Annotated in this window: 17 protein-coding genes and 1 pseudogene; 14 read left to right on the top strand and 4 right to left on the bottom strand. The window is 74.9% G+C overall.

Annotation, left to right across the window (positions count from 1 at the left end; all coding sequences use genetic code 11):
• The first annotated feature begins 12 nt into the window (after nt 1-12).
• Nucleotides 13-954 (top strand): sugar phosphate isomerase/epimerase family protein, encoded by a 942-nt coding sequence (locus tag EV376_RS18880; protein WP_130325070.1) that lies wholly within the window; start codon nt 13-15, stop codon nt 952-954.
• Between the two features lie 52 nt (nt 955-1,006).
• Here the strand turns inward: EV376_RS18880 and EV376_RS18875 are convergent, their stop codons facing one another.
• The 3 genes from EV376_RS18875 to EV376_RS18860 all read right to left on the bottom strand — a co-directional run bounded on the left by EV376_RS18875 (nt 1,007) and on the right by EV376_RS18860 (nt 3,824).
• Nucleotides 1,007-1,456 carry a hypothetical protein gene (locus EV376_RS18875; protein WP_130325068.1) on the bottom strand — a complete coding sequence of 150 codons (450 nt, stop codon included), beginning with the start codon at nt 1,454-1,456 and terminating at the stop codon, nt 1,007-1,009.
• Nucleotides 1,453-1,995: a DUF6817 domain-containing protein gene (locus EV376_RS18870; RefSeq protein ID WP_130325066.1), complete on the bottom strand. Its 543-nt coding sequence runs from the start codon at nt 1,993-1,995 to the stop codon at nt 1,453-1,455. Before EV376_RS18870 ends, EV376_RS18875 begins: the two co-directional genes overlap by 4 nt.
• Before the next feature lie 272 nt (nt 1,996-2,267).
• Entirely contained in the window at nt 2,268-3,824 is a 1,557-nt protein-coding gene (locus EV376_RS18860) for a helix-turn-helix domain-containing protein (protein WP_130325064.1), read from the bottom strand.
• A 131-nt stretch (nt 3,825-3,955) separates the two neighbouring features.
• Here EV376_RS18860 and EV376_RS18855 point away from each other — a divergent pair, with 131 nt between their 5' ends.
• The 4 genes and pseudogenes from EV376_RS18855 to EV376_RS30250 all read left to right on the top strand — a co-directional run bounded on the left by EV376_RS18855 (nt 3,956) and on the right by EV376_RS30250 (nt 7,512).
• Nucleotides 3,956-5,218 (top strand): FAD-dependent oxidoreductase, encoded by a 1,263-nt coding sequence (locus EV376_RS18855; protein ID WP_130325062.1) that lies wholly within the window; start codon nt 3,956-3,958, stop codon nt 5,216-5,218.
• A gap of 285 nt (nt 5,219-5,503) precedes the next feature.
• Nucleotides 5,504-6,115, top strand: a complete 612-nt coding sequence (locus tag EV376_RS18850; protein ID WP_130325060.1) for a DUF6230 family protein — start codon at nt 5,504-5,506, stop codon at nt 6,113-6,115.
• 78 nt (nt 6,116-6,193) lie between these two features.
• Nucleotides 6,194-6,581 (top strand): annotated as a pseudogene (locus EV376_RS18845) (DUF6114 domain-containing protein); the annotation flags it as partial.
• 280 nt (nt 6,582-6,861) lie between these two features.
• Complete coding sequence (locus tag EV376_RS30250) at nt 6,862-7,512, top strand: hypothetical protein (RefSeq protein ID WP_165438029.1); 651 nt, start codon at nt 6,862-6,864, stop codon at nt 7,510-7,512.
• A gap of 59 nt (nt 7,513-7,571) precedes the next feature.
• Here EV376_RS30250 and EV376_RS18830 read toward each other — a convergent pair whose 3' ends face one another.
• Nucleotides 7,572-8,639, bottom strand: coding sequence for an NYN domain-containing protein (locus EV376_RS18830; RefSeq protein WP_130325052.1), 1,068 nt, complete (start codon nt 8,637-8,639; stop codon nt 7,572-7,574).
• 152 nt (nt 8,640-8,791) lie between these two features.
• Between EV376_RS18830 and EV376_RS18825 the strand changes: the two genes are divergently transcribed.
• The 9 genes from EV376_RS18825 to EV376_RS18785 are packed head-to-tail and all read left to right on the top strand — an operon-like array spanning nt 8,792 to nt 18,509.
• On the top strand, nt 8,792-9,667 hold the full coding sequence (locus EV376_RS18825; protein ID WP_130325050.1) for an FAD binding domain-containing protein: 876 nt from the start codon (nt 8,792-8,794) through the stop codon (nt 9,665-9,667).
• A gap of 1 nt (nt 9,668) precedes the next feature.
• On the top strand, nt 9,669-10,214 hold the full coding sequence (locus tag EV376_RS18820; RefSeq protein WP_130325048.1) for a (2Fe-2S)-binding protein: 546 nt from the start codon (nt 9,669-9,671) through the stop codon (nt 10,212-10,214).
• Complete coding sequence (locus EV376_RS18815) at nt 10,211-12,604, top strand: aerobic carbon-monoxide dehydrogenase large subunit (protein WP_130325046.1); 2,394 nt, start codon at nt 10,211-10,213, stop codon at nt 12,602-12,604. Before EV376_RS18820 ends, EV376_RS18815 begins: the two co-directional genes overlap by 4 nt.
• Nucleotides 12,601-13,560: an XdhC family protein gene (locus tag EV376_RS18810; RefSeq protein WP_130325044.1), complete on the top strand. Its 960-nt coding sequence runs from the start codon at nt 12,601-12,603 to the stop codon at nt 13,558-13,560. The genes EV376_RS18815 and EV376_RS18810 overlap by 4 nt, the downstream gene beginning before the upstream one ends.
• Nucleotides 13,557-14,435, top strand: coding sequence for an AAA family ATPase (locus tag EV376_RS18805; RefSeq protein WP_486482690.1), 879 nt, complete (start codon nt 13,557-13,559; stop codon nt 14,433-14,435). Before EV376_RS18810 ends, EV376_RS18805 begins: the two co-directional genes overlap by 4 nt.
• Nucleotides 14,428-15,828: a VWA domain-containing protein gene (locus EV376_RS18800; protein ID WP_207228206.1), complete on the top strand. Its 1,401-nt coding sequence runs from the start codon at nt 14,428-14,430 to the stop codon at nt 15,826-15,828. The genes EV376_RS18805 and EV376_RS18800 overlap by 8 nt, the downstream gene beginning before the upstream one ends.
• Entirely contained in the window at nt 15,825-16,430 is a 606-nt protein-coding gene (locus EV376_RS18795; protein ID WP_130325042.1) for a nucleotidyltransferase family protein, read from the top strand. Before EV376_RS18800 ends, EV376_RS18795 begins: the two co-directional genes overlap by 4 nt.
• Before the next feature lie 49 nt (nt 16,431-16,479).
• On the top strand, nt 16,480-17,601 hold the full coding sequence (locus EV376_RS18790) for an XdhC/CoxI family protein (protein WP_130325040.1): 1,122 nt from the start codon (nt 16,480-16,482) through the stop codon (nt 17,599-17,601).
• Nucleotides 17,601-18,509, top strand: a complete 909-nt coding sequence (locus tag EV376_RS18785; protein WP_130325038.1) for an SRPBCC family protein — start codon at nt 17,601-17,603, stop codon at nt 18,507-18,509. Before EV376_RS18790 ends, EV376_RS18785 begins: the two co-directional genes overlap by 1 nt.
• Nucleotides 18,510-18,526 lie beyond the last annotated feature (17 nt).

The following is an 18,526-nucleotide window of genomic DNA, read 5'->3' as shown; positions in this document are numbered from 1 at the left end:
GAAGGAGTCATCATGTGTTACGGATACGACGGGACAGCCGCGCTGCGGCGGTCCCTCGACCGGCGGAGCCTGCTGGGCGGATCGCTGGCGGTGCTCGCCGGCGTGGGCCTGGGCGCGGGGCTCGCCACGAGGGACGCGGAGGCCACCGTCAAGCCCACCGGTCGGCGCCGGGTGCCGCCGGGCCTGATCAGCATCCAGCTGTGGACGGTACGCGACGCGCTCTGGGGCACCCCGGGCTACGACGCCACCCTCACCCACCTGGCCCGGATCGGTTACCCGCGTGTCGAGCTGGCGCTCGGCTACTTCGGCCGTACCGCGGCCCAGCTGCGCCAGTTCCTGGACGGCATCGGCATCAAGGCCACCTCCAGCCACGACGGGATCAGCGCCGACGCCGCCGGCCTGGAGGAGAAGATCCACAACGCGGTCACCCTCGGCCAGTCGTTCCTGGTGGTGCCGTACCTGTACTCGGAGAACGCCGACGAGTGGAAGCGCTGGGCGGAGCAGATGAACGTCGAGGCCGCCGCGGCGCGCGCGGCCGGCCTGCGCTACGGCTACCACAACCACGCGCACGAGTTCACCATCGACCTCGGTAGCGGCAAGCGCCCGTGGGACATCCTGACCGCCGAACTCGACCCCAGGCTCGTACACCTGGAGGTCGACCTCTACTGGGCCGTCACCGGTGGCATCGAGTCCGGCGACGGCGTGGCCGACCCGGAGGGCTTCACGCTGGACGTGATCCGCTCCGCGCCACAGCGCGTCCTGCAGTACCACGTCAAGGACCGCCACGAGTCCACCGGCGACATGGCGGACCTGGGCACCGGGATGATCGACTTCGGCCGGATCTTCCGGGCGCACTCGGTGCTCGAGTACATCGTCGAGAACGACACGCCGGACGTCACTCCGCAGCAGACCGCCGAGGTCGGCTACCGCTACCTGCGCCGGCTGCGGTACTGACCGACCGCGGGGCGCCGCCAGGGCCGGCGGTGCACGACCGCCGGCCCTGGCGTCACCGGGACGACGGAGTCTCGGCGTGACGCCGGACCGCGTCCAGCAGTCGCCGGACGAAGAGGCGGTGTGCGCCGGAGCCGATGACCAGGGCACGGTACAGCCGCCCGTGCGGCCCCGGGAAGGCCGCGTCGGAATGCGCGCTGAGCAACGTTCCGTCGGGCTGCGCGGCCACGGTCAGGGTCAGCGCGTACCGGGAGAACCGGTGTCGGCCGGTGAGCCGCGCGAAGGATTCCGGCACGGCCTCCGCGACCAGGAACCCGGGCAGGGTCGCACCCTGGTCCAGCGGCGTCCCGGCGCCCCGCCGCGGGTCCGCGCCCACCAGGTGCGCCACCGTACCGGCACGCCCGAACGAGTCGGTGACCTGCGCGGTCAGGGACCGCCACACGGCAGCCACGGGCGCCGCCACGACGACCTGGTGCTCGTCGACGAACGGCAGGTCCCCGCTCATCGCCCCGCCCCGCCGTCGAGGAGCCGGCGCGCCTCGCCCGCCACCGCCGGCGACATCGCCGGGATCCAGGCGGTGAACAGCTCGCGGAAGTACGCGCGGTGCCGGTCCAGGATCGACGGATCCTGCGCGAAGACGTCCAGCTCGTTGACCACGCTGAGATCGACGAAACGCCGCAGGTCCGCGCCGCCCAGCGTGGTCACCTCGCCGGTGAACCGGTCGTGGACCACGCCGGTCGCCGCGAGCCGCCGCCAGCTGCGCCGGCGGTCGCACACCCCGTACCGGTACACCAGGTCCGCGGCGGCGGCCCCGACGAGGTCGGGCAGGGTGGTCCGGTCGCTGCGGTCCAGGAGTACCACGTCGAACCCGTCCGTGCCGTAGGCGGCGTGCGTCAGGCCGGCGAGTTGCACGTCGGGGTCGCAGCCGAGGGCCGCGAGGCGTTCCTGGACCCGGCACAGGTGCGCGTAGAGGGTGCCACCGGGATGGTCGATCCGCTCGGCTCCCCGCTCCCGGAGCCAGGCTCGTACCTCGTCGGTGTTCATGCTCCGACCATAGGCACCGCGCTGTCCACCGCGATGTCCGCGACGGTGCGGGCCGCGTCACATGACGGCCGCCTACCTCACCTTGCGCGTCGACCGGGCACAGGTGACCACCCCGGCGGTCGCGCCCGTCTCGTCGCGCGCCTCGAACCGCTCGGGCACGTCCACCACCGTGAACTCCACCAGGCCATCCGATCACCGCCAGGCGGGTCATGCCGACCCGCACCCGGAGGCACGGTGGCCCCTCGCGACGCAGGCCCGGGGTCCGCCGCGGGTCAGGGCCGGTGGCGCAGGGCGGCGAGCTGGATCTGCAGCGCCAGCCGGGCGCGCGGCGACTCCAGGTCGAGGTCGACGACCTCGCCGAGGCGGCGCAGCCGGTGCCGCAGCGTGTTGGGGTGCACGTGCAGCTGGCCGGCGGCCCGCGTCGGGTCGCCCTGCTGCTCCAGCCAGGCGGCGACCGTGGCGACGTAGTCGGTGCCGTGCCGGCGGTCGTGCTCGACCAGGGCCGGCAGCGGGCCGCCGACCAGCAGGTCGGCCTGGGGCACGGCGGCGACCATGCGGTGGAGCACGACGTCGGCCCAGGCGTCCTCGAAGCGCAGCACCGGGGTGCGCCGCCGGGCCGGGCCGTGCAGCGCGAGCAGCTCGGCGGCCTCGGCGCGGGAGCGGGGCAGGTCGGCGACCTCCCCGGCGACGCTGCCGGAGGCGGCGCACAGCCCCGGGTCCTGCACGGCGACGTCGTGGACCAGCCGTTCCAGCCACCGCCGGGACCCGGGCGCGGTGCCCTGGTCGGCGACGACCGCGAACAGGACGTCGTCGACGTCGGTGATCAGCGGTTGCCGCCAGCCGTGCCGGCGGGCGATCGACTCCCACAGGGCCAGGTTGTCCACCGTCCCGCCGGTGCCGCCGTGCGCGCCGAGCGCCACGACCCGCCAGGGGCCGTCGGGCAGGCCGAGGTCCCGCCGGGTCGTCCCGTCGGCGGAGCGCAGGGCGGCGCGTAGCCGTTCGGCGGCCACCCGGCGGGTCACGTCGGCCTGCACCCGCAGGCGGAGCAGGTGCAGCGCCAGCCCGGACGCCGCACCCTGCAGGTCGCGCAGGCGTTCCTGCGGCACCGGGCCCTCGACGACGGCCCAGATCGAGCCGAGCAGCTCGCCGCCGGCGCGGATCGGGATGACCAGCCGGGGCAGGGTGCCGTCCGGGCCCTTCGGTACGTAGATCGGCTGGCTGCCGGTGGCGAGCTTGCGGAAGACGCCGCGGGAGCGGAAGTGCGCGACGACGTCGCCGGGGACCCGGCGACCGACGATGGTGGAGACGCGGGCCGGGTCGGTGCGGTCCTGCCGGGACGAGTAGGCGAGGACGCGGGACTGGGCGTCCTCGATCGTGACGGGCGCGTCGACGATGGCGGCGGTCGCGTCGGCGAGGGCGAACAGTTCGTCGTACACGCCGGCCTCGCCGGTCTCCGGCGGGCCGGGCGCGACGGCCCGGTCGATGACGCCGCGCAGCAGCCAGACGAGCTGGGTCCACGAGCCGTGCCGTTGCAGCTCGACCAGGGCCAGGTCGCGGGCGGCGGCGGAGGCAGTCACGTCCGGGTGGGCGGCCAGCGGCGGCTTGAGGACGAGCCCGGCCGCGGCGACCTCGGCGCTGCGCTCGACGGCGGCGAGCGCCGCCTCGGGGGTGGTGATGCCGGCGCCGAGGACCAGGTCGCCGGCCTCGCCGATCGGCGCGTCGTCGAGCTCGGCGAGGGTGACGTCGCGGACCTCCACCCCGGCGCCCGGTGCGACGATCTTGAGCAGCGCCGCGCCGACGGCGTCGACCACCCCGGCCACCGTGATCATGACCGGATCATGCCATGACGTTGTCCGCTGCGGCCAATGAACGGCGGCATCATTGGCCTGCGCGGACAATGACGAATCCCGCAGGGCGGGACACGATGGGCATATACCAGGTGCTCCGGAGGAGAGACGCTATGTCCGCCACAACGCCCCCGCCCGCCCCCCAGCACGTCGCCGTCATCGGCGCCGGCATGGTGGGCCTGGCCACCGCCTGGTTCCTGCAGGAGCGCGGGGTGCGGGTCACCGTGCTCGACCGCACCGGCGTCGCGGCGGGCGCGTCGTGGGGCAACGCCGGCTGGCTCACCCCGGGCATCACCACTCCCCTGCCCGAGCCGGCGGTGCTGAAGTACGGGCTGCGGGCCGTGCTGAGCCCGTCGTCGCCGGTGTACGTGCCGCCGCGCGCCGACGCCAAGCTGCTGCGCTTCATGGCCGGCTTCACCCGGCACAGCACCGCCGCGAAGTGGCGCACCGCGATGCGCGCGTACATCCCGATGAACGGGCGCGCGTTCGACGCGTTCGACGCGCTGACCGACGGCGGCGTCGCCGCCAGCACCCACGAGGCCAAGTCATTCCTCGCCGCGTACCGGACCGAGGCCGAGCGCTCGGTGCTGCTCGACGAGCTGGCGCACATCCGTTCCGCCGGCCAGGAAATCGAGTTCGACGTGCTCACCGGCGCCGAGGCGCGGGAGGTGGAGTCGTCGCTGTCGGACGCGGTGGGCGCTGCCATCCGGCTGCACGGCCAGCGGTTCGTCAACCCCGGGGAGTACGTGCACGCGCTCGCCGACGCGGTGCGCGCCCGCGGGGCGTCGCTGGTGACCGGGGCGGACGTGGTGGACGTCCGCGACGAGGGCTCCGCCGTCCGGGTGCTGACCGCCGACGGTGGGGACGAGCGGTACGACGCGGTGGTGCTGGCGACCGGTACCTGGCTCGGCGAGCTGGCCCGGCGCTTCGGCGTCCGCACCGTCGTGCAGGCCGGCCGCGGCTACAGTTTCAGCGTCCGGATCGAGCACGTCCCGTCCGGGCCGGTGTACTTCCCGGCGCAGCGCGTCGCGTGCACGCCGCTGGGCGACCGGCTGCGCGTCGCCGGGATGATGGAGTTCCGCAAGGCCGAGGCGCCGCTGGACCAGCGCCGCGTGCGGGCCATCGCCGAGGCGGCCCGGCCGCTGCTGCGGGGCACGGACCTCGACGCCCGCGTCGACGAGTGGGTGGGCTCGCGGCCCTGCACGCCGGACGGCCTGCCGCTGATCGGCGGGACCCGGTCGCGGCGGGTCTTCGCGGCCGGCGGCCACGGCATGTGGGGCATCACGCTGGGCCCGCTGACCGGTCAGCTGCTCGCCGAGCAGATCACCACCGGCCGCAAGCCGGCGGAGCTGGCGCCCTTCGACCCGCTGCGCTGATCCGGCGACCGGCAACGGATTTCACCGCCAGCGTCCGGGCTGCCGTTCTGGGGTGTTTGCGCCATCCGGCGTGGTGTGGCCGGCGCAATTCTGGCCTTCCGCGAGCTGACAACCACGGACCGTCACGGCCCGTGTTAGCTTCTGGCTTAGCGGGTTCATGACCTGCGCTTCACGGTTGCAACACCATCGCACGCTCGCTCCCCACCGGTAACAGGTGGCGAGGTCCGGTGGGGGGCCGCCACGTCGTCCGGCCACTCCGCGCGACCTCCACCTCGAGGAGGAATCGTGCAGGATCGGCTCGACAACCCAGGTCACACCAGCTGGTCGCGGTTCGCCGCCATGATGGTGTCGGTCGCGGCGGTGGCTGCGGCGATCGTGTTCGCCGTGGCCGACGGCGCGCTCGCGGCCTCGTTCCTCGTCTCCGGTCAGACGTTCAAGATCTCCGCGTCGAGATTGCAGGGTGAGGGTTTCGTCCAGTACGGCGGCGTCGCCAGGGAAGTCGACGGCACCCGGCACCCCGTCGCCGTCACCGGCATCCGCGAGGCGGAGATCTTCGACCTCTGTCAGTCGGTGAAGACGCCCGGGGCTCCGGTCGTACTCACCATCACCGCCGGCGGCGGTGGCCGGCCCGCCACCGCGAAGGATCTGCTGCTGGACGTGGTCTCGCTCGAGGGCGACGTCGTGTTCGAGAACATCAACATCGGGCAGGACGCGTCGACCCTCGAGGGCGGTCCGGCCGGTGCCCGCGGCGAGCCGGGATCCTTCGGCCAGCAGGCCGACTCGGTGACCATCACGAACCTCCGCCAGGCGGCCCGTTCCACCCAGGCGGGGACGTTCAACCTGACCGGGCTGAAGTTGAAGGTCAACGTCGGCGCCGCCGCCCGGGAGTGCTTCTGAGCTGCCACCGGGACCCGCGACGGCGCAGGCCGCGCGCGCCCGTACCTGTCCCTACACCGCACCCGGCAGGAGACGCACGTGGCCACTGCCGAACGACAGGCCGCCCGGCCGAACCGGTTCCGCGACGCGTGGCACGGCTTCCACGGGTGGCGGCGGACCCGCCCGTTCTGGGGCGGCCTGCTCACCGCGCTGGCCGGCCTGGCGATCCTCGGCACCACCAAGGTCTCGTTCGGGGCGCTCGCCTTCCAGCTGGGACCGGTGGGCTTCCTCTCCTGGCTGATCCCCGCGGTTCTGGTGACCTGCGGGCTGCTGATGTGGTTCAGTCCGCAGCACCGGATCCTCTACGCCGTGATCGCCGCGGTCGCCGCGCTCTTCTCCCTGATCGCGGTGAACCTGGGCGGCTTCTTCGTCGGTTTCCTGCTCGGTGGCGTCGGCAGCGCCCTGTCGTTCGCCTGGGTGCCCGGCACCCGGCCGAGCGCCAGGTCCGGCAGCGGCTCCGCCGGCGGCGGTACGGCGTCGGACGAGTCCGCCGGCGACGATGAGACGGCGGAGCGCGGCACCGGCGCCGACGAGACCCCGACCGCGAGCCAGCCCCGGCACGAACGCTGATGTCCGGCGGGGACGGCAGCCGGCCGCGGGCGGCCCCGCCGACGTCCCTCGGGTATGGATCGCACCGTCGGCCTGGCCGGCGGACCGGAAGGCCGGCGCAGTCGCCGCCGGCGTCCGGGCAGCGCGATCAGCGGCTCATGGCGGTGCTGCTCGGACTGCTCGGGCTGTCTGCCGCCGCGGCGCTGACCCCGCCGGCACCGGCACGGGCCTGCGTCCCGGCCCTGCCCGCGCCGGCGTCGGCCCACGCGGACGCCCCTCCGCCGACGACCCCCGGAGCCACCTGTGTCAGCCCTGACCCGACACCCGGCCCGCACGGCGGCGGGGAGCGCGGACTGCCGCTGCCGTGGATCGCCGCCGAGCCGGGGCAACCGGTGGTGGCGGGCACCGGGTCGACCATCACCGGCTCCGCCATGACCATGACCGGCCTGCGCCTCGAGGGCATCGTCGACCTGCCCGTCGCCGACGGCACGGTGCAGACGCTCAAGTTCAGCATGGACCGGGCCGTCATCGACGACGCCCTGCTCCGCTCGCCCGGACCGACCGGGCGCGGCACGCGCCTGGCCAGCCAGCGGTTGACCGTGCAGGGCGCGGTGGAGTTCTACGCCACCCGCGTCACCGGCCGGTTGGGCGGCGTCGAGTTCACGCTGACGCCGAATCTGGCGTACGCCGTCCCGGTCGCGTCGGCCGGCCCGGTCACCTTCACCTACCCCGCCATCGACCTGGCCTTCGTCACCGGCGACGTGCTGGCTGCCGGACCGAGGTTGCAGCTCACCCTCGACGGACCGTGAGGTGCGCCGGCCGGGCAACTCTCCCCGACCGTCCGCGTCCCGCGGGCAGGTTCGCCGCGCTACTCGGGACGGGCGACCGTCAGCAGGTAGTCGTCGACGTCGGGGCTCCACCGCAGGTCGACCGCCCCGGCCGTGGCGGCCGCCCGGCAGTACTGCAGGAAGCTGCGGTAGCCGAGCTTCTTCTCGCTGAAGTCCGGCCGGGCCCGGCGGAGCTGGTTCTTCAGGCCGGACAGGGGGACGCTGCCGTCGGCGCCGGCCAGGTCGGCGACGACCGAGCGGAGCAGCCCGAACGCGGTCTCCTGGTCGCCGTGCTCGGGCAGGGACACCTCCGGGTCGCCCTTGGCCGGCCCCTCGGCCAGCTCCACCACGTTCCGGTCGGCCAGGTGCCGCAGCAGCTCGCCGAAGGTGCGGAACCCGTAGTCGGACTCGCTGAACGTGGGGTCCTTGCGCAGCAGCGTGCGCTTCAACTGCGAGGCGGTCACCTCACCGCCGGAGCTGCCCTGCAGCCCCGCGACGGTCTGCGCCACGAGTGCGGCGAGCGTGTCGACGTCGCGGGCCGGCTCCTCGACCTCCGGCTGCGGCTGCTGCTCCACCGGTTGCGGCTCCGGCGCCCGCGCGGGGCGTCCCCGGCGCGTCCGGGGCGCCGGAATCTCCACCCCTTCGAGGCGGTCGTAGTAGAGGAACTCGTCGCAGGCCGGCGGCAGCAGGGCCGAGGTGGATTTCTCCACGCCGACGCCGATGACGCGCTTGTTGAGCTCGCGCAGCTTGTGCACCAGCGGGGTGAAGTCGCTGTCGCCGGTGCAGATCACGAACGTGGAGATGTAGTCGCGCTCGAAGGCCAGCTCGATGGCGTCGACGGCCATCTTGATGTCGGCGGCGTTCTTGCGGGACGCGCCCATGCGCTGCGGTATCTCGATCAGCTCGACGTGCGAGCGGGTGAGCATCCGGCGGTCCTCGTCGAAGAACGACCAGTCGGCGTACGCCCGCCGCACCACGACCCGGCCACGCTCAGCCAGGGCGTCGGCGATGGGACGGAAGTCGAACGGCGGGCCGCCGTGGTGGTCGCGTACCCCGAGGGCGAGGTTCTCGTAGTCGAGGAACAGGGCGATGCGGTCCTCTTGATCCACGACTGCCAGCCTACGCGCCGGCCCGGACGGCGGACGGGATTGGCGTCAACGGGGATTGCCCACAGGTGGTTGACGGGGCAAGAATCAACACCGTTCGTGCGAGCATCCTCGATGACCGCCGCGTGCGGCGGTTCACGCCCACGGAGGTGCGGATGCAGGTTCCGGCACCATTCGCCTACGAGAGAGCGACCAGCGTCGAAGACGCGATCGAGCTCCTGACCAGACACGGCCCCGAGGCGCGCGTCGTCGCCGGCGGGCACAGCCTGATTCCGATGATGAAGCTGCGGCTGGCCCGGCCGGACGCGCTCGTCGACATCAACGATCTCCACGAGTTGTCCTACGTCCGCGTCGAGGGCGACGAGCTGCGCGTCGGGGCGCTGACCCGCCACGCCGAGCTGCTCGACTCCGCCGTCGCCGGCGAGCACTTCCCCATCTTCCACGACGCGGAACGGGTGATCGCCGACCCGGTGGTGCGCAACTTCGGCACGGTCGGCGGGTCGCTGTGCCAGGCCGACCCGTCCGAGGACCTGTCCGCCGTGTTCGCCGCGGTGCACGCCACCGCCGTGCTGCGCGGGCCCGACGGCACCCGCACGGTCCCGGTCCGGGAACTCCACCGCGGACCGTACGAGACCGTGCTCACCCCGCAGGAGCTGCTGGTCGAGCTGCGGGTGCCGATCCGCGGCGGCAGCGGCAGCGCGTACGAGAAGGTCGAACGCCGGGTCGGCGACTACCCGGTCGCCGCGGCCGGCGCGGTGCTCTGGCTCTCCGGCGACACCGTCGTCGACGCGGGCGTCGGGCTGACCGCCGTCGGCGCGCCGCACTTCGTGTCACCGCGGGCCGAGGCGGTGCTGCGCGGCACACCGGCCACCGAGGACACCTTCGTCGCGGCCGGCCTGGCCGCCGCCGCCGAGTGCAGCCCGGCCGCCGACCAGCGCGGCCCGGAGGACTACAAGCGGCACCTGGCGGCGGAACTGACCACGCGGGCGCTGCGCCGGGCCGCCGCCCGCGCCCGGGGCGAGGAGGGCTGACGTGCAGATCACGGTCAACGTCAACGGGGCCGACGAGACCCGCGAGGTGGAACCACGGCTGCTGCTCGTGCACTTCCTGCGCGAGACGCTCGGCCTGACCGGCACCCACTGGGGCTGCGACACGTCCAACTGCGGCACCTGCGTGGTGCTGCTGGACGGCCGGCCGGTCAAGTCGTGCACCATCCTGGCGGCGATGGCCGCCGGGCACGAGGTCCGCACGGTCGAGAGCCTGGCGGTCGACGGGCAGCTCGACCCGGTGCAGCAGGGCTTCATGGAGTGTCACGGGCTGCAGTGCGGCTTCTGCACGCCGGGCATGCTGATGACCGCCCGGGCCCTGCTCGACCGCGACCCGGACCCGTCGGAGCGGCGGATCCGGGAGGCGATCTCCGGCCAGCTGTGCCGGTGCACCGGCTACGAGAACATCGTCCGCTCGGTCCGCTGGGCCGCCACCCACCAGGTCACGGCCGGCACGGACGAGACCACGGCGGGCCCGGTGCCCACGCCGCGCGACGCCGCCGACGAGAGCGCCCAGGAGGTGCCGGCATGACGGTCACGGAGGAACGCGCCACCGTCGGCTTCGGCCGGACGCTGCGCAAGGAGGACGCCCGGTTCCTGCGCGGCCGGGGCACCTACGTCGACGACGTGAAGCTGCCCGGCATGCTGCACGGCGCGATGCTGCGCAGCCCGTTCGCGCACGCCCGCATCGTGTCGATCGACACCTCCGCGGCCGAGGCGCACCCGAAGGTGAAGGCGGTCATCACCGGGGAGACCCTCAAGGGGCTCAACCTGGCCTGGATGCCCACCCTGTCGTACGACGTGCAGGCCGTGCTCGCCACGGACAAGGTGCGCTACCAGGGCCAGGAGGTCGCGTTCGTCGTCGCGGAGGACCACTACTCGGCCCGGGACGCGGTCGAGCTGATCGAGGTGGAGTACGAGCCGCTCACCCCGGTCGTGGACGCGAAACGGGCGCTGGACCCGGACGCCCCGGTGATCCGCGACGACCTGGAGAACAAGTCGACCAACCACATCTTCGACTGGGAGGCCGGCGACCGGGACCGGACCGACGAGGTGTTCGCGCGCGCCGACGTGGTGGTGACGCAGGACATGCTCTACCCGCGGGTACACCCGGCGCCGCTGGAGACCTGCGGCGCGGTGGCCGACTTCGACAAGGTCACCGGCAAGCTGACGATGTGGACCACCACGCAGGCGCCGCACGCGCACCGCACGGTCTACGCGCTCGTCGCCGGCCTGCCCGAACACAAGATCCGGATCATCTCGCCGGACATCGGCGGCGGCTTCGGCGGCAAGGTCGGCATCTACCCGGGGTACGTGCTGGCCGTCGTCGGCTCGATCGTCAGCGGCAAGCCGGTGAAGTGGGTGGAGGACCGCTCCGAACACCTGATGAGCACGGCCTTCGCCCGCGACTACCACATGCGCGGCGAGGTGGCGGCCACCCGGGACGGGAAGATCCTGGCGGTACGGGTCAACGTGCTGGCCGACCACGGCGCGTTCAACGCCACCGCGCAGCCCACCAAGTTCCCGGCCGGGTTCTTCCACGTCTTCACCGGCTCGTACGACCTCGAGGCGGCGCACTGCAAGGTCACCGGCGTCTACACCAACAAGGCGCCCGGCGGCGTGGCGTACGCCTGCTCGTTCCGCATCACCGAGGCGGTGTACCTGGTCGAGCGGATCGTGGACGTGCTGGCGTACGAGCTGGACCTGGACCCGGCCGAGCTGCGCATGAAGAACCTGATCCGGCCCGAGCAGTTCCCGTACACGTGCGCGACCGGCTGGGAGTACGACTCCGGCGACTACCCGAAGGCGCTGCGGCTGGCCATGGAGATGGCCGGGTACGACGAGCTGCGCCGGGAGCAGGCGGCGAAGCTGGCCCACCGGACCGAGCACGGGCGCGGCCCGCTGATGGGCATCGGCGTCGCCTTCTTCACCGAGGCGGTCGGCGCCGGGCCGCGCAAGCACATGGACATCCTCGGCCTCGGCATGGCCGACGGCGCCGAGCTGCGGGTGCACCCGACCGGCAAGGCGGTGCTGCGGATCTCGGTGCAGTCGCAGGGCCAGGGGCACGAGACCACCTTCGCGCAGATCGTCGGGCACGAGCTGGGCCTGCCCACCGACGACATCGAGGTGGTACACGGCGACACCGACCAGACGCCGTTCGGCCTGGGCACGTACGGCTCGCGGTCGACGCCGGTGTCCGGCGCCGCCACCGCGATCGTGGCCCGCAAGGTCCGCGAACGGGCGAGGATCGTCGCGTCGGCGATGCTCGAGGTCTCCCCCGACGACCTGGAGTGGGAATCCGGCCGCTGGCAGGTGCGCGGCGACCACGAGCAGGGCAAGTCCATCCAGGAGATCGCGATGGCCGCGCACTCCAGCCTGGAGCTGCCGGAGGGCATCGAGGGCCACCTCGACGCGACGACCGTCTACAACCCGCCCAACCTGACCTACCCGTTCGGGGCGTACATCTGCGTGGTCGACGTCGACCCGGACACCGGGCAGGTCAAGGTGCGCCGGTTCGTCGCGGTCGACGACTGCGGCGTACGGATCAACCCGATGATCGTCGAGGGTCAGGTGCACGGTGGCCTCGCCGACGGGGTGGGCATGGCGCTGATGCAGGTGATGGCGTTCGACCCGGACGGCAACCACCTCGGCGCGTCGTTCATGGACTACCTGCTGCCCACCGCCATGGAGTGCCCGTCCTGGGAGCTCGGGGCGACGGTCACGCCGTCGCCGCACCACCCGATCGGGGCGAAGGGCGTGGGCGAGTCCGCCACCGTCGGCTCGCCCTGCGCGGTGGTGAACGCGGTCCTGGACGCGCTCAAGCCGTACCGGGTCCGGCACGCCGACATGCCGCTCACCCCGGCGAACGTGTGGTCGGCGATCCAGGGCCGGCCGCTGCGGACGGACCTGGCGCTGTCATGACACCGGTCGACCTGTTCGCGAGGGCGGACGGGCTGCGCGCCGAGCGCACCCCGTTCGTCCTCGCGACCGTGGTCCGCGCCGAGCGGCCCACCAGCGCCAAGCCGGGCTACCGGGCGATCGTCCTGCCGGACGGGACGATCGAGGGCTTCGTGGGCGGCGCGTGCGCCGAGTCGACCGTACGGCTGCAGAGCCTGGCGGTGCTGCGGACCGGCCGGTCGACGCTGCTGCGGGTCACCCCCGCGGCCGACGGACAACCGGCCGCCGAGGGCATGGTCGTCGTGGACAACCCGTGCCTGTCCGGCGGCACCCTGGACATCTTCCTGGAGGCGGTCGTGCCCGCGCCGCTGGTGCACGTCTTCGGCGACACCCCCATCGCCCAGGCGCTGGCCGAGGTCGGCTCGGCGGCCGGGTACGCCGTCACCCTGACCACCGATGCGGCCGCGCCGATCCCCCGCGACGCGGCCGCCGTCGTCGTCGCCTCGCACGGCCATGACGAGGCGCCGGTGGTCCGCGCCGCGGTGGAGGCCGACGTGCCGTACGTCGCGCTGGTGGCCAGCCGCACGCGGGCCCCGGCGGCGCTGGCCGAGGCCGACCTGCCAGCCCACCTCGCCGGCCGGGTACGCAGCCCGGCCGGGCTGGACCTCGGCGCTAGCACCCCCGGCGACGTGGCCCTGTCGGTGCTGGCGGAACTGGTGCAGGTGCGGGCGGCGGAGCCCGGGGAGACACCGGTCCCGGCGCAGCGCCACGGCGGCGACCACACCGAGGCCGCCGTCCCGGGGGCACGCACCCAGCTCCCGGTGGTGGACCTGGCCACCGCGGTCGACCCGGTCTGCGGCATGAGCGTCGCCGTCGCCCCGACCAGCCTGCGGCTCGACCACGGCGGGCGGACCTGGTACTTCTGCGCGGCCGGGTGCCGCGCCGCGTTCGCCGCCGACCCGGCCCGGTACGACGCGTGACGGGTCCCGCCGACGTCGACGCGCTGCGCTCCGGCCTGGACTCCGCCGGCTACCTCGCCGACGACGCGCTCGCCACCGCGCTGTTCCTCGCCGTGCGGATGGGCCAGCCGATCCTGCTGGAGGGCGAGCCCGGCGTCGGCAAGACCGAGGCGGCCAAGGCGCTCGCGGCCACGCTGGACACCCGGCTGATCCGGTTGCAGTGCCACGAGGGCCTGACCGTCGCCGAGGCCCTGTACGAGTGGAACTACCCGCGCCAGCTCCTGGCCATCCGGCTGGCCGAGGCCGGCGGGGAGGCGCTGCGCGAGGCGGACCTGTTCACCCCCGACTATCTGCTGGCCCGGCCGCTGCTGGCCGCCGTCGACCACCCCGGTCCCCGGCCAGCCGTCCTGCTGATCGACGAGGTGGACCGGGCCGACGACGAGTTCGAGGCGTTCCTGCTCGAACTGCTGGCCGAGGCGACCGTGACGATCCCGGAGCTGGGCACCCGCCGCGCCGCGCTGCCGCCGGTCGCGGTGCTCACCTCCAACCGCACCCGCGACCTGCACGACGCGCTCAAGCGCCGCTGCCTCTACCACTGGATCGGCTATCCGGACGCCGGCCGGGTGGCGCGGATCGTCCGCCGCCGGGTGCCCGGGGTCGGCGACCCGCTCGCCGACCAGGTGGCGGCGGCGGTGCAGCGGCTGCGCGCGCTCGACCTGTACAAGCCGCCGGGCGTCGCGGAGGCGATCAGTTGGGCCGCGGCGCTGCAGGTGCTCGGGATCGCCGTGCTCGACGAGGCGGCCGCCGCGCGGACCCTGGCCGCCGTGGTCAAGTACGACGAGGACCTGACGGCCGTACGCCAGGCCGGGCTGGCCGGACTGGTCGGCGATGCCTGAGCCGACCGCCCGCGACCCGGCCACGCCGGCCGCCCGCGACCCGGCCACGCCGGCCGCCCGCGACCCGGCCACGCCGGCCGCCCGCGACCCGGCCACGCCGGCCGCCCGCGACCCGGCGGCGCCGGCCGGTGGACGCCCGGTGTCGCCGGCCCTTTGCCGTCCGGCGGACCCGGAGCCGACCGACCTCGCGGCGCTGGCGGCCCGGTTCGGCGCGGCGCTGCACGGTGCCGGGATGCCGGTCGGGCCGGACCGCAGCGAGCGGTTCGCCCGCGCCGTCCTGCTGGTCCGGCCCACCACGACCCGCGCCCTCTACTGGTGCGCCACGGCCACGCTGCTGGCCGACCCGCACGACCGGCCGGTCTTCGACCGGGTCTTCGACCTCGTCTTCGGCGGCTTCGCCGACCCCGGCGAGCAGCGCGGCGACGCCGGCGACACCGACCCCGCGCTGAGCGGGGCGCCAGCCGCCCCGCCCGCACCGGCCCAGCGGCCCCATCCGGCCGGCGGCCAGCCGTGGTTCGCCGACGCCGGTCACCGCGACACCCGCGCGGCCACCGAGACGCCGCACCGCGCACTCGCCGCCGCCACCGAGCGGCTCGCCGAGCGGGACTTCGCCGACCTCACCCCCGACGAGCTGGCGCGGCTGGCCGAGCTGATGCGCCGGCTGCGGCTGGCCACCCCGCTGCGGCGTACCCGGCGCAGGCGGCCGGCCGCCCGGGGCTCCACCGTGGACCTGCGGGCCACCCTGCGGCAGGCCCGGCGCACCGCCGGCCAGCCGGTACGGCTGAGCCGGCGGCGACCCCGCCACCGGCCGCGCCGCCTCGTCGTGCTCTGCGACATCTCCGGTTCGATGGCGCCGTACGCGCGGGCGATGCTCCAGCTGCTCTGGTGTGCGGCCGGCGGGGCCGACGCCGAGGTGTTCACGTTCGCCACCCGGTTGACCCGGCTGACCCGGCGGCTCGGCCGAAGCGGCAACCCGGCGTCGGCGCTGGAGCGGGCCGGGCGGACCGCGCCCGACTGGTCCGGCGGCACCCGCATCGGCGCCACGCTGAAGGAGTTCAACGACCGGTACGGGGCGCGTGGTCTGGCGCGTGGCGCCGTCGTGCTGGTCATCTCCGACGGCTGGGACACCGGCGACGCCGCGCGGCTGGGGCGGGAGATGGCCCGGCTGTCGCGGCTGGCGTACCGGATCGTCTGGGCCAACCCGCGCACGAAGAGCGCCCGGTACCGACCGCTCGTCGGCGGGATGGCGGCGGCCTGGCCGTACTGCGACGCGGTGGTCAGCGCCCACGACGTGGCGGCCCTGGACGACCTGCTCGCGGCGCTCGGGCAGGCGGGACCGCCCGGCCGCGCCGCCGCGGCGGCGCGCGCCCCGGCCGGCCGGCGGTCGCGGTGAGCGGCGTCGCGGGCCTCGTGCTGGCCGCCGGCGCCGGACGCCGCCTCGGCGGCCCGAAGGCGCTGCTGCGGCTGGACGGCAGGCCACTGGCCGAGCGGGCGGTGCGCAGCGCGCGCGAGGGCGGCTGCGCGCCGGTGGTGGTCGTCCTCGGCGCGGCGGCCGACCGGGTGCGCGCCGTCGCCGACCTGACCGCGGCGACCGTGGTCGTCAACGCGGACTGGGCGAGCGGGCTCGGCTCCTCGCTGCGCGCCGGGCTCGCCGCCCTCGCCGGGACCGACGCCACGGCGGCGGTCGTCCTGCTCGTCGACACGCCGGGCGTCGGCGCGGAGGCGGTACGCCGGGTCGCGGCGCTCGGCGGCGAGGACACCCTCGCCTGCGCGACCTACAGCGGCCGACGCGGCCACCCGATGCTGCTCGGCCGGGCGCACTGGGCGGCGATCGCCGCCGAGGCCGCCGGCGACGTGGGTGCCCGGCGGTACCTGCGCGCCGCCGGCACGGCGGTGGTCGAGGTGCCCTGCGACGGCCTCGCCGACCCGGCCGACGTGGACACCGCCGAGGATGCCCGCCGGTTCGGGATCGACCCTGGCGGCACGGTCCCGTGAGGGTCATAGTGATGGTTGTGCCGTCAACTACCGCCGGAGGTGGGTGAGCATGCGCGAGGTGCTCGACGATCTCCTGGGGTGGTGGCGGGCGGACCGGCCGGTCGCGATGGCGACCGTGGTGGGCACCTGGCAGAGTGCGCCCCGACCACCCGGGGCGGTGATGCTCGTCGGGCCTGGCGGTACGGCGGTCGGCAGCGTCTCCGGCGGGTGCGTCGAGGCCGCCGTCTACGACCTCGGCCTGGCCGTCACCGAGTCCGGCGAGCCGAGCCTCGCCCGGTACGGCGTGAGCGACGACGACGCGTTCGAGGTCGGGCTGACCTGTGGCGGCACCATCGAGATCTTCGTCGAACGGGTTGAGCGGTCGTCGTACCCGCAGCTCGGCGAGGTGGCGGAGGCCGTCACGGCGGGCCGGCCGGTCGCGGTGGCCACGGTGGTGCGCGGCCCGGCCGACCGGCTGGGCCGGCGGCTGGTCGTCTGGCCCGACCGGCGCGCCGGGAGCCTCGGCGCCGCCCGGCTCGACGACGCCGCGACCGACGACGTCCGCGGCATGCTCGCCGCCGGACGGACCGGTCCGGTCCGGTACGGGGTGGACGGCGAACGCCTCGGCGACGAGCTGACCGTGTTCGTCGCCGCGTTCGCGCCGCCCCCACGGATGATCGTCTTCGGCGCGGTCGACTTCGCGGGGGCGCTGGCCCGCCTGGGCGGCTTCCTCGGCTACCGGGTCACCGTCTGCGACGCCCGGCCGGTGTTCGCGACCGCCCGCCGGTTCCCCGGGGCCGAGGTGGTGGTCGACTGGCCGCACCGCTACCTGACCGGCGAGATCGAGGCCGGCCGGGTCGACCGGCGCACGGTGGTGTGCGTACTGACCCACGATCCCAAGTTCGACGTCCCGGCGCTGCGGGTCGCGCTCGGGCACCCGTTCGCGTACGTCGGCGCGATGGGCTCCCGGCGCACCCACGACGACCGGGTCGCCCGGCTGCGGGCCGAGGGGGTCACGCCGGAGCAGCTCGCCCGGCTCGCCTCGCCGATCGGGCTGGACCTCGGCGCGCGGACGCCGGAGGAGACCGCGGTGAGCATCGCCGCGGAGCTGATCGCCGCGCGGTGGGGCGGCAGTGGCCAACGACTGTCCGGACTGGACGGTTCCATTCACGAGAACCTGGATCGGTACTGATGCAGCTCGAACAGAACTTCGTCGTGGCGGCACCCGTCGACCGTGCCTGGGAGGTGCTGCTGGACCTGGAACGGATCGTGCCGTGCATGCCCGGCGCGGCGCTCACCTCGTACGAGGGCGACGAGTTCACCGGCACCGTGCGCGTGAAGCTCGGGCCGATGGTCATGACGTTCGCCGGCCGGGGCCGGTTCGTCGAACGCGACGCCACGGCGCACCGGGTGGTGGTCGAGGCGTCCGGGCGGGACACCAAGGGGGCCGGCTCGGCGTCCGCCCGGGTCCACGCCACCCTGCGCGCCGACGGTGCCGTCACCGCCGTCACCGTGCTGACCGACCTCACCATCTCCGGGCGGGTGGCCCAGCTCGGGCGCGGGATGATCGCGGACGTGAGCGCCCGCCTGCTGGAGCAGTTCACCACCTGCCTCGCCGGGAAGCTCGCCCCGGCGACCGCCGCCACGGCCCCCGCCGGCGGGTCCACAGCCGCCGCGCCGGACCCCGGCGACACCGCGGCTGCCGCGCCGGACGCCGGAGGGGTCACGGCTGCCGCGCCGGACGCCGGAGGGGTCACGGCTGCCGCGCCGGACGCCGGAGGGGTCACGGCCGCCGTCGAGGACCGGGCCGCCACCGCGGCCGGCCCGTCGACCGACGGCGCCACCGCGCTGACGGCCGTCGCCGACGACAGCGTGCCGGCGTCGTCCGTCGGCCCGCCCGCCGCGCCGGCCGCTCAGCCCGCCGCCGCCCCGTCGGCGGCGGCTGCCCCGGCGGTGCCCGCCCCGCGCGGCCCGGCCGAGCCGATCGACCTGCTCGCCGTCACCGGGGTGCGCGCGACGGCCCGACGGGTCGCGCCGTACGCCCTGACGTTCCTGGCCGGCGCGCTGGTCGGCGCGCTGCTGACGGCGTGGCTGGGCTGAGCGGGCCGACCCGGAGC

It is taken from the genome of Micromonospora sp. CNZ295, assembly GCF_004217535.1.
The sequence above is the reverse complement of the archived record's forward strand: the minus strand, read 5'-3'. Positions and strand labels throughout refer to the sequence as shown.

Excerpts from the sequence above, each read along its gene's own strand:
- EV376_RS18880 (WP_130325070.1), top strand. The coding sequence starts at position 13 with ATGTGTTACGGATACGACGGGACAGCCGCGCTGCGGCGGTCCCTCGAC.
- EV376_RS18875 (WP_130325068.1), bottom strand. The coding sequence starts at position 1,456 with ATGAGCGGGGACCTGCCGTTCGTCGACGAGCACCAGGTCGTCGTGGCG.
- EV376_RS18870 (WP_130325066.1), bottom strand. The coding sequence starts at position 1,995 with ATGAACACCGACGAGGTACGAGCCTGGCTCCGGGAGCGGGGAGCCGAG.
- EV376_RS18860 (WP_130325064.1), bottom strand. The coding sequence starts at position 3,824 with ATGATCACGGTGGCCGGGGTGGTCGACGCCGTCGGCGCGGCGCTGCTC.
- EV376_RS18855 (WP_130325062.1), top strand. The coding sequence starts at position 3,956 with ATGTCCGCCACAACGCCCCCGCCCGCCCCCCAGCACGTCGCCGTCATC.
- EV376_RS30250 (WP_165438029.1), top strand. The coding sequence starts at position 6,862 with ATGGCGGTGCTGCTCGGACTGCTCGGGCTGTCTGCCGCCGCGGCGCTG.
- EV376_RS18825 (WP_130325050.1), top strand. The coding sequence starts at position 8,792 with ATGCAGGTTCCGGCACCATTCGCCTACGAGAGAGCGACCAGCGTCGAA.
- EV376_RS18815 (WP_130325046.1), top strand. The coding sequence starts at position 10,211 with ATGACGGTCACGGAGGAACGCGCCACCGTCGGCTTCGGCCGGACGCTG.
- EV376_RS18810 (WP_130325044.1), top strand. The coding sequence starts at position 12,601 with ATGACACCGGTCGACCTGTTCGCGAGGGCGGACGGGCTGCGCGCCGAG.
- EV376_RS18800 (WP_207228206.1), top strand. The coding sequence starts at position 14,428 with ATGCCTGAGCCGACCGCCCGCGACCCGGCCACGCCGGCCGCCCGCGAC.
- EV376_RS18790 (WP_130325040.1), top strand. The coding sequence starts at position 16,480 with ATGCGCGAGGTGCTCGACGATCTCCTGGGGTGGTGGCGGGCGGACCGG.
- EV376_RS18785 (WP_130325038.1), top strand. The coding sequence starts at position 17,601 with ATGCAGCTCGAACAGAACTTCGTCGTGGCGGCACCCGTCGACCGTGCC.